The following is a 13730-nucleotide window of genomic DNA, read 5'->3' on the forward strand; positions in this document are numbered from 1 at the left end:
AGTCTCCGGTTCGGGAAGGTGGGGCGCTGGGGGCACGCGGTCACTCGCTGCGCAGCGCGTCGATGGGCGCGAGCCGCGCGGCGCGGACGGCGGGGTAGACGCCGAACACGAGCCCGATGGCGAGCGCGACGGCGATCGAGCCGCCGACCGCGAGGGGCGAGACGACGATCGACGAGCCCAGGGCGGCGGGGAGCGTGAGCGCGGCGACGACGCCGAGGAGCGCGCCGACGAGGCCTCCGGTGACGCCGAGGATCGACGCCTCCGTGAGGAACTGGCGGCGGATCGCGCCGGGCGGAGCGCCGAGCGCCTTGCGCAGGCCGATCTCGCGCGTCCGCTCCGTGACGGACACGAGCATGATGTTCATGACGCCGATGCCGCCGACGAGCAGGGACAGGCCCGCGACCCCGGCGAGCAGGACGGTCAGGGTGCGGTAGACCGACGTCGCGGTGGACACGAGCGAGTCCTGGGAGTCGATCGTGAAGTCGGCCGCGTCCGCGCTGCTCGCGCCGTGCAGCGCGAGGAGCAGGGACTGGGCCTCCTGGTGGGCCGCGGAGATCGCGTCGGTGTCGGTCGCCTTGAGGTAGATGGTGCTGACGGACGTGTCGGTGCCACCCGTGACGGCCGACGTCATCGCCGTGAGGGATACCACCGCCGTGTCGTCGAGGTTCGTCGACGCGCTCGACCCGGCCGCCTCGAGCACGCCGACGACGTCGAACGTCGTGCCGGCGATGCTCACCGTGCGGCCGACGACGTCCGCCCGGCCGAACAGCTCGGTCGCCGTCTCGGGACCCAGGACGACCTCGTCGGTCGACGCGGGGTCGACGAACTCCCCGGACGCGAGCTCGCGCGAGCGCACCTCGAGCCAGTCGCCCGTGACGCCCGCGACGGTCGTGGTCCAGTTGGCGTCGCCCGCCTCGAGCGACTGCGACGACTCCTTCTCCGCGGTGACGGCGGCGACGTCGGGCACCGCGACCTGCGAGGCGAGGGCCTCGGCGTCGGCGACGGTGAGCGTCGAGGCGGAGCCGAACCCGCCGCGGATCCCCGCGGAGTCCGTGGACGACCCCGGGGTGACGATGAGCAGGTTCGACCCGAGCGCGCTGATGTCCTCGGACACGTCCTTCTGCGTCCCCAGCCCGAGCCCGACCGTGAGGATCACGGCGGCGATCCCGATGAGGATGCCGAGCACCGTGAGGAGCGAGCGCATCGTGTGCGCGCGGATCGCGTGCCACGCCGTGGCGGCGGTCTCGGTCCAGCTCATGCCGAGACCACCCGCTCGTCCGACGTCACGAGCCCGTCGAGCACGCGCACGACCCGCCGGGACCGCTGCGCGACCTCGTGCTCGTGCGTGATGAGGACGATCGTGCGGCCCTGCGCGTGCAGCGCGTCGAGGAGGTCGAGCACGTCCGCCGTCGACCGTGAGTCGAGGTTGCCCGTCGGCTCGTCCGCGAGGACGAGCGCCGGCTCGCCGACGAGCGCCCGCGCGACCGCGACGCGCTGCTGCTGCCCGCCCGAGAGCTGGCCGGGGCGGTTGGCGGTGCGGTCCGCGAGCCCGACGCGCGCGAGCGCCTCCGCGGCCCGGTCACGGCGCTCCGCCGGGGCGACGCCCCGGTAGACGAGCGGGAGCTCGACGTTGCGCAGCGCCGACAGCGACGGCAGCAGGTTGAACTGCTGGAACACGAACCCGATCTGCTCGTTGCGCACGCTCGCGAGGTCGGTCTCGTCCATGTCGGCCACGTCGTCGCCCGCGAGCCGGTACGTGCCCGAGGTGAGCGTGTCGAGGCAGCCGAGCACGTTCATGAGCGTCGACTTGCCCGAGCCGGACGGCCCGACGATCGCCACGTACTCGCCGCGCTCGATCCGCAGGTCGACGCCGCGCAGCGCCTCGAACTCGAGGTCGCCCGTGCGGTAGGTCTTGCGCGCGCCGCGCAGGTCGATGACGGGCGCGGGTCCCGGTGACGTGGCCGGGTCCGCGTGCCCGACGGCGGTGGCCGCCGCGGTCACGAGTTCCCGCCCTGGCCGGGACGGGCGCCCATCTGGGACGGGTCGAACCCCTCGGGGAGGCCCTGCCCGCCGCCGGGAAGCTGGGACGGGTCGAAGCCCTCCGGGAAGCCCTGCCCGCCCGTGCCGCCCTGCTCGCCGACCTGCCCCCGGCCCGCGCCGGGCGTGAACGCCGTGTACTGCACGGTGTCGCCCTCGGCGAGGCCCGAGACGATCTCGACGGACTGGCCCGACGTCTCGCCCGTCTCGACGACCCGCTCGGAGGTGGACCCGTCGTCAGCCACGAGCGTGACCACGGACGCGCCGTCGTCGTTCGTCGAGACCGCGGCGGCGGGGACGGAGAGCACGTCGGTGCGGCGCTCGGTGACGATCGAGACGTCGACGCTCACGCCGTCGTACAGGTCCTCGGGGCTGCCGGTGACCGCGACCGAGACCGGGTACGCGACCGCGCCCTGGGTCGTGGACGGCAGGCGGCCGATCTCGCTCACCGTGCCGAACACGGTGTCGGCGAGGTCGTCCGAGGTCATCTCGACCTGGTCGCCCGTCTCGATCGCCGCGACGTCGGCCTCGCCCACGCTCACGTCGACGGCCCACGCGTCGGTGCCCACGATCGTGACGGCGGCGGTGTCGGACGAGCCCGACGACGTGCTGCTGCCGGACCCGCCGGTCGACGCCCCGGGCACCGTGCCGGTGCCGCCGGGCGAGCCCGACCCGGTCGACGCGGACGAGCCCGTCGAGCCGACGGTGTCGCCGACGGCGACGCCGACCGACGTCACGAGGCCGGCCGCCGGGGCGGTGAGGGTCGCGTCGGCCATGGCCGCGGCGGCGTCGTCGGTGGCCTGCTGCGCGACCGCGACGGCGGACTCGCGCGCCTCGAGCGCGGCCCCGGCGGCGTCGCTGCCGTCGTCCGACTCCTGCGCGTCGGCGAGGTCGGCCCGCGCCTGCGCGAGGTCGGCGTTCGCCTGCGCGAGCGCCGCGTCGAGCTGGAGGGTGTCGATGGTGGCGAGCGTCTGGCCCGCCTCGACCGTGTCGCCCGCGGCGACCTCGACCGTCAGCACGGTGCCCGCCGCCGCGAACGAGACGTCCTCCTGGACGCTCGGCGTGAGCGTGCCCGTGGTCGTCACGGTCTGCTCGAACGTGGCGGTGGCCGCCTGCGCGGTGACGGGCTGCGCGGCGCCCGCCTCCAGCGCCGACGACGCACGGGGCCGCAGGACCGTGAGGTACACGACGAGTGCGGCGACGAGGACGACGGCGACCGCACCCACGACGAGCGCACGACGGCGCGGGCGCGGGCCGCGGAGCCGACGCGCGAGGCGCTCGCGGCGCGTGCCGACGGCGCCCGGGGAGGCCCCGTCGGACGTCGTGCCGTCGCCGGGACCGTCCCCGGACCCGGGGTCGGTGCCCGCCGAGGCGCCGGGCGGGTGGTCGGGGGAGGTCCCCCTCGGTGCGGTCGTGGACGACCGTGCGCGCTGCTGGAGCACCCTCGTCTCCCTGAGTCGGTGCCACCCGGGCGGCGGCGGTCGATGGGGAGGCTAGGGAGGCAGGTTGGGGCGAACGTAGCGCGCGGCTGTGCGCGGGCTATGAGCACGTGGTCCTCGACATGGCCGAACCCGGGGTCGCTCCTCGATCCGGAGGTGGATCGGGGAGCGACCCCGGGTTCGGAGTGATCCGCAGCGGGTCAGCCGCAGGTCGGTCGGCCGTGCTCCGGGGTCGCGACGGTCTCGCGCTCGTCGGCGTCGTCCGCCGGCGCGGCGGTGACCTCGACCGCGCCGGCCGCGTCGCCGCGGACGGCGAACGACTGGTACGCGTTCTTGCCGGGCGCCACGGACGGGAAGCTCTTCGAGCCCCACGGCGTGGCGACCTCGACGTCGAGGCGCGCGTCGTCGTCGTTCACGACCCGCACCGCGACGTACGGCTTGCCGCCGAGGCACCGGACCTCGGCCGTCGCGGTGACCGCCACGCCTGCGGGCGACGACGGGTCGGCCGCGCCGGGCGCGAGCACCCGCAGCGCGGTGAGCCCTGGGTCGCCGTCCTGCCACGACGTGCTCAGCGCGACGTACCGCGCCGTGCGGTCGACGGCGAGCGTGCCGCGCACGCCACCGGCGCCGATCGCGCCGACGTCGGTGAAGGTCAGGCCGTCGTCGCTCACGGAGACGACCGACTCCGGAGCTCCGCCGCGCTCCCACGCGGCGACGACGGTGCCGATCTCGCGCGGCGCGCCCAGGTCGGTGACCATGCGGCCGTCCGGTCCGGGGACCCACGTCGTGGCGGCGTCGCCGTCCACGGCGAGCGAGGGCGACGTCATGCCCTCGGGCAGCACCGACGCGGGGAACGTGAGGGTGCTCAGCGCGCGGTCCGCGACCGGGAACGGCGTCGCGTCCCGGAACGTGACCCGCGTGCCCGACGCCGTCGCCCCGACCGTGCGGGTCGCGCCCGTCTCGGCGTGGCGCAGCTCGACCGGCGTGCCGTCGCCGCTCACGCGGAACGAGCGGGCGTCGGCGACGGCGACCGTGACCCCGGCGGGGGTCTGCCCGGCGGGCGTGGCGACCGTCGCGCGCGGCGCGAGGACGACCGCGTCGCCCGCGGGGACGGTGACCGCGAGCGTCGAGGCGTCCGCCCCGACGGTCTGCGTGCCCGCGTAGACGGGGACGGCGCCGCCGTCGTGCGGGACGGTGAGCGTCGTCGCGACGTCCGCGCCCGTGAGGTTGAACGCCACGACGTACCCGTCGACGGCGCTCACGAGCACCGCCGGGTCCTCGGCCGTGGGCACGCGGGCCCCGGCCTGCGCGGCGGTCGCCGCGGCGTCGCCCGGGACCATCTCGACGAGCCGGGGACCGGTCGCGCCGTCGGTGAGCCGCACGACGTGCCGCGTGTCGCTCGCGCGCGACACGGTCACGGGCGCGTCCGAGCCGCGCACGACGAACCCGGCCTCGCCCTCGACGTTGAGCCAGTCGCCCTCGCTGCGCAGCACCTGGTCGCCCGTGTACCGGAAGGACGCGGCGTCCTGCCACGTCTGCCCGTCGAGCGACGTCTGGACGCGGTACTCCTGGCCCGCGGCGACCTCCCAGCCGAGCTGTACCTGGCTGACCGCGGTGGGCGCGCCGAGGTCGACCTGGACCCACGAGTCGGGCTTCGTACGGTCCGCGACCGACACGGCCCAGCGGGTCGTGGCCGAGCCGTCGGTCACGGCGCTCGCGGGGTTCGACCCGTTGGCGCTCGACGCCGTGGCCGGCTTGCCGGCGGCGACGTCGGCCCCCGTCGGGGAGAACGCGCGCAGGTGGTAGAGCGAGTAGCCGTACGCCGCGTCGCCGCGCACGCCCTGCATGCGGACGTAGCGCGTGGTGACCGGGGCGGGCTCGTCCGCGCCCTCGGGCGTGAGGTCGACGGTGTCGAGGCGGGCGACGTTCACGTCCGCCGGGGCCTTGCCGTAGGCGGTCGCCGTGGTCCACGTCTGGCCGTCGGTCGACGTCTGGACGAGGTAGCGCGCGCCCGCGCTCGCCTCCCACGCGAACCGCACGCCGCCCACGGTGGTCTCCTCGCCGAGGTCGACCTGGATCCACGAGTCGGGGCGCGTGCGCTGCGAGACGGCGACCGCCCACCGCGTCGACGGGTTGCCGTCGGTGACGCGCGCGGCCTGACGACCGCCCGCGGCGTCCTCGCTCGACGCCGTCGCGACCTTGCCGGCCGCGAGGTCGGTCGCGGACCCCTCGTCGGCGCCGTAGGCGTGGAACGCGAACATCGAGTACCCGTACTGCGGGTGGCCCTGCTGGCCGAGGAGCCGCACGTACCGCGCCGTGACGGGCGCGAACGCGAGGTCGTCGACGCGCGCGGCCTTGGCGTCCGCCGGGTCGGCGGGCCGGGTGACGGGGAGCGTCGCGGTGGTCTCGCCCTCGGCGGTCGTGTAGGTGCGCGAGCCGTCGAGCCCGGAGTACCCGTTCATGTCGAGGTTGCGGACGGACAGGCTCGCGTCCTCCGTGCCGGCGCCGGTCGACGCGTAGACGGCGGCCCCGGTCGGGAGCGTCGCCTGGCCCGCGTAGCCGCTGCCGACGCGGAACACCGACGACGTGCCCTCGAAGCCGTCGCGCGGCTCCGTGTAGGTCGTCACGTGCCGCTCGTCGACGGTCGCGCCGGTGGTGGGGTAGAGGTACGGGGTCGAGCCCGAGACGTGGAAGAGCCACGAGTCGTGCGACGGGACCCACGGGAACTTGACGAAGCCCTTGCGGCTCGACGCCGCGGCCCAGGCGTCCGCGGTCTGCTGGACCGTCAGCCCCGGGCCGGCACCGAAGTCGCGCACCCCGGCGAGGCGCTCGAAGAACTCGTCCTGCGGCGTCGGCTCGACCGGGCCCTCGGGGGACTCGGCGGCCTCGACGTGCAGCAGGTAGGAGATGGCGATCTCCGCGCGCGCCTCGGGCTCGTACTTGGGCTCGCCCGAGAACTTCGCGAGCCGGTAGACCGGGGCGTACGACTGGTAGTCCGCGAGCGCGGCGGCGAGGTTCGCCTCGGCACGCGCGGCGTCGGGGTCGCGCAGCACCTGGCCGAGGAACGCCATCGGGATCGCGTCGCGCCCGTAGAGGAACTCGCGGTCGGCGACCATCGGCATGAACGGCTCGCCCGCGTCGGACATGACGAGCTTGATCGACTCCCACAGCTCCGCCGAGTTGGGCTGGTGCGTGAGGATCTCCGGCAGCGGCTCGTCGCGCAGCAGGAAGTGGATCGCGTTGCGCCCGCCCGAACGCCAGATGTCGGACTGGTAGTGCGGGCCGAACGACCCGTGGTTCTCCACGAGGTACGTGTCGTGGATGGTCTGCATGGTGTTCGTCGACACGGGCTTGCCCGCGACGACGGCCGGGTTGTTGCGGTCGGCCGTCGGCTGGCCCGCCGCGTTGCGGCCCCAGTCGGCGAGCTGCTCGGCCCAGCGCGCCGCGTCGGGGGCGTCGGGGGCCCAGGCGAGGCCGGGGGCGAGCGCCTGCGTGTAGACGCCGGCCTCCTCCTGCGCGGTGTCGCCCTCGTGCTTGCCCGTCGGCCAGTCGGCGGTCCAGGAGCCCGAGAGCGGGTCCTTGCCGAAGTCGAGGTCAGCCGTGTACGACGACTGGCTCGTCGCGATGGTGGTCAGGTTCGCCTGCGTCGTCGCGTCGAGCTCGTCCCACAGGAGGGTCCCGGCCGCGAGGAAGTACGACTGGAACGTCGAGTCCCAGAACAGCCTCTTGCCCCACGTGCCCGCGGGGTCGACGAACCGGTTGGTGGCCGCGTAGTGCCGGATCGTGGCGAGCGTGTGCGCGCGGAGCGTCTCCTCCGAGACGCCTGCGAGCTCGGCGTCGTACTCGCCGTGGGTCAGGAGCACGGCGTTGCCCAGCACGACGGCGAAGTTGAAGTCCTTGAGCTGGTACACCCCGGCGGACTCGTCCCAGACCGACTCGACCCATCGGGTGTGGCGCAGCAGCGCGCCGTAGTAGTCGGCGGCCGTCGCGTCGGGGGCGCCGAACGCGGGGGCGGCGTCGATCCCCGCCGTGGCGGCCGCGGGGGAGGCGGCCGACGGCGCTCCCTGCGCGACCGCAGGGGTGAGCAGCAGGGCCCCGGCGGTCGCGAGCGCGACGGCGGCGGTGGCGCGGCGGCGTGCGCGCCGTCCTGGCGGTGGGGCGGGCGTGCGGGTCATGGGGCCTCCGGGCGTCGTCGAGCGGCAACGGTGCTGGTGCTCGGGCGGGTCGTGCGGGTGGGGTGGGGTGGTGCGGGTTCGCGCGGGGAGCGCCGGTCCAGGGTCGGACGACCGGCGCCCCCGCGCGGGTCGGGGGGCGCTGCTCAGGCAGGGCGGGGGGTGCTCACGCGGTGGGTCCTCTCAGGTCGTGCGACGTCGCACGCGGCGGCGCGGGGCCACCTGACAGCGCTGTCGAAAGTGAGTATAGGCGGGGTTCTCCCGGGAGTGAAGGGAGCGCCGCGGACTTCGCCCGGTCGGCCGCCGTGACGACCGACCGGGCGGTCCTCTCTCAGCCGCAGTCGACGGCGGGCACGTCGACCGAGACGTGCGCGTCCACGGGCTCTCCGCCCAGCTCGCCGTGGGCGGTGACGACCGCGGTCGTCGCCTCGACGGCCCGCGCCCGCGTCGCGAACGACTGGTAGCCGGACGCGCCGGGCACGACGTCGGAGACCGTGCGCTCGCCGAACGCGGTCGCCAGGTCGAGCGAGAGCCCGACCGGGACGTCCTCGCCGTTGAGCGCGCGCAGGGCGACGTACGCCTTGCCCGCCAGGCACCGCGGCTGCACCTCGACCCGGACGTCGGCGGCGGTGCCGGCAGCGCCCCCGGCCGACCCGACGACGACCCCGCGGTCGGGCACGAGCCGCACGTGGTCCACGTTCACGTTGCCCGTGTCGCCGCGGTCGTAGCGCAGGCCGACGCGCGTCGTCCCCTCGCCCACGGTCACGCGGACCGGCTCCGTGAAGCCCCAGCGACGCCAGCGCTCGGCGTCCTGGCCGAGGTTCGGGAACGGGACGGGCCCGGCGGACACGCCGTCGACCGTGAGCGAGAGCTGGCGGTCGAGCGGGGCGACGACCATGCCGTTGGCGTAGCGGAAGCTCACCTCGTAGGTGGTTCCCGGCGCGACGTCCGCGACGGCCACGGCGAACGCCGCACCCTCGCGGCTGAGGGTCCGCACGAAGCCGGTCCCCGTGTAGCCGGGGTGCTCGGTCGTCGTGATCGCGCCCCCGCTCAGGGTCCCGGCCTCGGCCTCGAGGACGAGCTCCTCACGCTGGGCCGCGACGAGCCCGCCCAGGGTCTCGACCGCGGCCCCGGCGGGCAGCGCGGCGAGCGCGGCGGTCGCCCGGTCGAGGGCCCTGCCCACGGCCGCGTCGTCGTCGCGCGTCGCAGCACGCACCGCGGCGGCCAGCGGCGCGCGCGCGGCGGCGGCGTCGCTCTCCGCGAGGTCTCCCGCCTCCTCGGCCGCGTGCAGCGTGGCGAGCACGCGCGGCAGCCCGACCCGCTCGCCGAGCCACGGCGCGACCGCGGCGTCGAGCGTCGCGAGCGCGGAGCCGCCGACCTGCTCGCTCGAGCGCGTGAGCAGGACCGTCCGCACGCTCTGGGCTGCGACCCGGGCGGCGCCCAGGTCGGCGTCGGCCGCCGCGGCGACGAGCGCCCCGACGCGGGTCGAGAGCAGCCCCGCCGTCGTGGCGTCGAGACCGCCGTCCGCGCGGGCGGCGGCCACGAGGGCCTCCAGGGCGGCGCCGTCCGGGTACGGCAGGAGCGCCGCCCGGGCGGGCTCGCCCGACGCGCCGTCCACCCCTGCGACGGCGAGCTCGTTGTGCTCCGCGTAGGAGACGTCGGCCGCGTCGAGCGTGAACGAGAGCTCCCGGGTCTGGCCGCCGCCGACCCGCGCGGTCGTGCCCGCGACCGTCTCGCCGTCGAGGACCAGGTGCGCCTCGGCGACCGTGGTCCCCGCGTTGGCGACCTCGGCCGAGACGTGCACGGTGCCGGTTGCCGGGTCGAACGTGGCCTCCGGTGCGCCCGCGAGGTCGAGACGAGCCCGCTCGTACGGCGCCAGCGCGGCGTGGTCCTCCGCGGTGGCCGGCCGGAGCCGGACCGCCTGCCCGCCCGCCCCGACGAGCGACGCGCTGAGGACGTCGTCCGAGGTCACGAGGGACCGCGTGACCTCGACCGCGGTGGGGTTGCCCTTCCAGCTCGCGTCCTGGGCGTCGGCCCAGACCTCCGCGACGTACGTGACGCCGTCGTCGAGCATGTCCAGCGGGACGTCGAGCGTGCGGTCGACCTCGTCGGTCACGACGCCCACGTACCAGGTGTCGCCGCTGCGGCGGGCGGTCGTGACGTGGTCGCCGATCTGCGCGTCCACGCGCGAGTCGTCCCACGTCGCGGGCATGCCGCGCAGGTACTCGAACGCCTCCGCGTGCTTCGCGTAGTTCTCCGGCGTGTCCGCGAGCATCTGGAGCGGGCTGTAGAAGGTCGTGTAGAGCGCGAGCTGGGTGGCCGTGGTCGTCTGCACCCGCGTGTTGAGCCCCGCCGGGTCCCACAGCACGTCGAGGACCCCCGGCGTGTAGTCGGCCGGGCCGCCGATCCAGCGCGTGAACGGCAGGATGGTCGCCTGCTCCGGCGGGTTGCCGTTCGCGCCCATGTAGTTCTGCTGCTCCATGCCCGCGACGCCCTCGCCGGTCATCATGTTGGGCCAGGTGCGGTCCTTGCCCGTGGGCTTGATCGCCTCGTGCGCGTTGACGGAGATGCCGTGCCGGGCCGCCGCCTCGACGACGCGCTGGTAGTGCTTGACGGCCTCCTGGTCGTAGTGGCTGCGGTTGACGCCGCCGAGCTGGAAGCGGGTCGCGTAGCCCGTCTTGATCGCGTGGATCCCCCACTCCTCGTACTGGGAGAAGATCCGCTCGAGGTTCTGGTCGTAGTAGTCGACGTAGCCGCGGGTCTCGTTGTGCGCGACGAACCCGACACCCTTCTCGGCGCCGTAGCGCAGCACCTCGTCGAGGTCGACGTCGGGCATCGGCGTCGTGAAGTCCTGGTTGGTCCAGGAGCCGCCGGCGTTGGTGTTCCAGCCCTCCGCGAGCACGTACCGCGCCCCCGCGTCTGCCGCGAGGTCGATGTAGTCCTTGATCCGTGCGGTCGTGGCGCCGTGCTTGGCGCCCGCGGTCCACGTCGTGTGGCGGCGCTGGAGCTCCCACCACACGCCGGTGTACGTCCCCGCCTCGATCCAGTCGGCCGTGTCGGCGGTGCCGTCGCCGTCGGAGTCGACGTCGCAGACGGCGCAGGGCGGGTTGAGGTTCTGCACCAGGTGCGACTCGGCGAGGTCGCCCGCCGCGCGTCCCACCTGCACCGTGCGCCAGGGCGTCACGACGTCCTTCTCGCGGGCGTCGAGCACCGCCTTGGTGCCGTCCGGCAACGCGACGAGCTCGCTCACCAGGGTCCCGGGCGTCGCCCCGCGGACGAGCGTCATGCTCGCGTAGTCCGTGAGGTCGGCCTCGTGGACCGCGAGGAACAGGTCGTCGCCGCGGGAGAGCGTGAGGGGCGTCTGCGCGTCGGGGACGTCCCCGACCGGTGCCGTCCGGTAGTGCTTCTCGTCCGCGTTCCAGTCCTTGCCGGCGCGGATGAAGTACGCGGTGAGGTCAGCCGGCAGCGCGAACTCGGTCCGCTCGGCCGTCACGGCGAACGGGCCGCCCGCGAGCGCGTCCTGGCGGGGCAGGACGTAGCGGAACCCGACGCCGTCGTCGAACACCCGGACCACGACGTCGAGCGCCAGGCCGGAGGAGTGGCGCGCGTGCACGGTCAGCTCGTTCGCGTGGTTGCGCACCGACGATCTCGTGCCCCACGCCGGGGTCCAGGTCTCGTCGATCTCGTCGCGCTCGACGGACTCGACCGTCATCCCGGACGTGAGGTCGGCGTCGGGGCCTCGCAGCACGAGGCCGAGACCGGAGGCGCCGACGACGGTCGTCGTGCCGTCCCGCACGACGTCGTAGGTGAGACGCCCGTCGACGACGCCGACCGTGAGGCCGAGGCTGCCGTCGGGCGACGAGACCTCGTGCCCGTCGAGCCGGTCGGCGGCCGGCGCGGCGGTGAGGGCGACCGGTGCGCCGGGCGCGGCGAGCGCAGGGGTCGCGGCGCCGACGGGCGCGACGAGCGCGAGCGCGAGGGCGGCGCCGGACAGCAGCCTGCCGCGGCGTCGTGCGGTGGGTGGGGGCGGGGTGGGGTCGTGCGACATGCGGTACACGGGGCTCCTTGAGACGTCGTCGTCCTGGGGGCCGTGGGCGGTCCGCGGTGGTGCGCGGGCGCCGCGCGGCGCGGCGGTCACGGGGTGCGTGGCCGCCGTCGTGCGGTGGGTGGTGGTACGACGGAGGGGCGGGCCGGACCTGGTACGACCAGGTCCCGCCCGCCCCCCGCGCGCTCGGTCCGACCGGAGGTCAGCCCTTGACCGAGCCGGACATGAGGCCCCCGACGAAGTACTTGCCGAGGACGATGTACACGAGCAGCGTCGGCAGCGACGCGAAGAGCGCGCCGGCCATGGAGACGCCGTAGTTCTGCAGCAGGGCGCCGTTCGCGAGGTTGTTCAGCGCGAGGGTCACGGGGCCGTTCTGGCTGGAGGAGAAGAACACGGCGAAGAGGAAGTCGTTCCACGCCGACGTGAACTGCCAGATGAGCACGACCACGAAGCTCGGGATCGAGATCGGCAGGATGATCGACCAGTACGTGCGCAGCATCCCGGCGCCGTCGACGCGGGCGGCCTCCACGAGCTCGTGCGGCACGGTCATGTAGTAGTTGCGGAAGATGAGCGTCGTGATCGGGATGCCGTAGATCACGTGCAGCAGGATCAGCGACGGCACGCCGCTCGGGATGCCCAGGCCCAGCACGAGCTGGTTGAGCGGGATCATCACGGCCTGGTAGGGGATGAACATCCCGAAGAGGATGAGCGTGAAGACGACGTTCGCGCCCTTGAAGGACCAGCGTGAGAGCACGAACCCGTTGAGCGAGCCGAGGAACGCGGCGATGATCGCGGACGGCACGACCATCTGCACCGTGCGCCAGATCGCGGGCGACAGCGCGGTCCACGCGGTCTGCCAGTTCTCGAGGGTCCACACCTGCGGGAGCGACCACGCGCGCGCCGGGGAAGCGTCGCCCGCGCCCTTGAAGCTCGTCACGAACAGCACGTACACGGGGATGAGGACGATGACGAGGAAGAAGACCAGCGCCGCGTACTTGAGCGTGCGGCCGACGGAGAAGCGCTCGCGGGGCCGGCGTCGCGCGGCGTCGCGCGGGGTGCCGAGGACGTCGGGAGCGGGGACGGCTGGCGTCGAGGTGGTCGTCATCGCTTCTCCTGACGATTGGTGCGGATCAGGTAGGGCACGATGACCACGGCCACGATGATCAGCAGGATCGAGCCGACCGCCGCCGCGTTGGCGTAGTCGAAGCTCGACTTGAACACGTACATGTCGACGGCCGGCACCTTGGTCTGGTAGTTCGCGGGCTTCGAGATCGACATGATGAGGTCGAACGCCTTGAGCGACATGTGGCCGATGATGATGAGCGCCGACAGCGCGATGGGCGAGAGCTGCGGGAAGAGCACGTGGCGGTACAGCTTCCACTCGCTCGCGCCGTCCATGCGGGCGGCCTCGCGCAGCTCGTCGGGGATGCCGCGGAACCCGGCGAGGAACAGGGCCATCACGTAGCCCGAGAGCTGCCAGATGGCGGGGATCGCGATGGCCGTGATGCCCCACGTGACGTTGTTCCACCAGTTGTTCTGCAGGAAGTCGAGGCCGACGATCTGGAACAGCCGGTTGAGGCCGCTGGCCTGCTCGCCCTGGTTCGAGTTGAGCAGCCAGCGCCACACGACACCGGAGGCGACGAACGACACGGCCATGGGGAACAGGTAGATCGAGCGGAAGATCCCCTCTCCCTTGACCGGCTTGTCCAGCATCCAGGCCCAGACGAAGCCCATGACGAGCGTCCCGACGAGGAAGACGACGGTGTAGAGGACGAGGTTCTTCAGCGAGTGCTGGAACGCCTCGCTGCCGAGCAGGTCGGTGTAGTTCTCGAACCAGACGACCACCGACGGCTTCTGGCCGGTGGCCTGCGCCGCGGTGTGGTTGTCGGTGATCGACGTCCGGAAGTTCGCGCCGATGAGGCCGTAGACGAACACGCCGACGAGGATCAGCGAGGGGGCGAGCAGCAGCAGCGCTGGGCCGGCTCGTCGCAGTGACTTGAGCATGGTGGGTCTTCCCGGTCGTGGGGGCGTGGGCCG

General features: G+C 74.2%; 7 protein-coding genes. All 7 read right to left on the minus strand.

What is annotated here, in order from left to right; translation table 11 throughout:
• Positions 1-40: 40 nt before the first annotated feature.
• Positions 41-1258, minus strand: coding sequence for an ABC transporter permease (locus ACN9MS_RS02700; protein ID WP_426310608.1), 1218 nt, complete (start codon positions 1256-1258; stop codon positions 41-43).
• Entirely contained in the window at positions 1255-2001 is a 747-nt protein-coding gene (locus ACN9MS_RS02705; protein WP_426310609.1) for an ABC transporter ATP-binding protein, read from the minus strand. Before ACN9MS_RS02705 ends, ACN9MS_RS02700 begins: the two co-directional genes overlap by 4 nt.
• Complete coding sequence (locus ACN9MS_RS02710; protein WP_426310610.1) at positions 1998-3479, minus strand: efflux RND transporter periplasmic adaptor subunit; 1482 nt, start codon at positions 3477-3479, stop codon at positions 1998-2000. The genes ACN9MS_RS02705 and ACN9MS_RS02710 overlap by 4 nt, the downstream gene beginning before the upstream one ends.
• Before the next feature lie 197 nt (positions 3480-3676).
• Positions 3677-7651: a discoidin domain-containing protein gene (locus tag ACN9MS_RS02715; protein WP_426310611.1), complete on the minus strand. Its 3975-nt coding sequence runs from the start codon at positions 7649-7651 to the stop codon at positions 3677-3679.
• Positions 7652-7979: 328 nt separating this feature from the next.
• Complete coding sequence (locus tag ACN9MS_RS02720) at positions 7980-11696, minus strand: glycoside hydrolase family 97 catalytic domain-containing protein (protein ID WP_426311807.1); 3717 nt, start codon at positions 11694-11696, stop codon at positions 7980-7982.
• A gap of 199 nt (positions 11697-11895) precedes the next feature.
• Positions 11896-12798: a carbohydrate ABC transporter permease gene (locus tag ACN9MS_RS02725; protein WP_426310612.1), complete on the minus strand. Its 903-nt coding sequence runs from the start codon at positions 12796-12798 to the stop codon at positions 11896-11898.
• Complete coding sequence (locus ACN9MS_RS02730) at positions 12795-13697, minus strand: carbohydrate ABC transporter permease (protein WP_426310613.1); 903 nt, start codon at positions 13695-13697, stop codon at positions 12795-12797. Before ACN9MS_RS02730 ends, ACN9MS_RS02725 begins: the two co-directional genes overlap by 4 nt.
• Between the last annotated feature and the right edge of the window lie 33 nt (positions 13698-13730).

Source organism: Cellulosimicrobium sp. E-16 (assembly GCF_049913115.1).
In the GTDB taxonomy this organism is placed as follows: Bacteria; Actinomycetota; Actinomycetes; order Actinomycetales; family Cellulomonadaceae; genus Cellulosimicrobium.

Coding starts and splice junctions, on each gene's coding strand:
- ACN9MS_RS02720 (WP_426311807.1), bottom strand. CDS start 11,696: ATGTCGCACGACCCCACCCCGCCCCCACCCACCGCACGACGCCGCGGC.
- ACN9MS_RS02715 (WP_426310611.1), bottom strand. CDS start 7,651: ATGACCCGCACGCCCGCCCCACCGCCAGGACGGCGCGCACGCCGCCGC.
- ACN9MS_RS02700 (WP_426310608.1), bottom strand. CDS start 1,258: ATGAGCTGGACCGAGACCGCCGCCACGGCGTGGCACGCGATCCGCGCG.
- ACN9MS_RS02725 (WP_426310612.1), bottom strand. CDS start 12,798: ATGACGACCACCTCGACGCCAGCCGTCCCCGCTCCCGACGTCCTCGGC.
- ACN9MS_RS02730 (WP_426310613.1), bottom strand. CDS start 13,697: ATGCTCAAGTCACTGCGACGAGCCGGCCCAGCGCTGCTGCTGCTCGCC.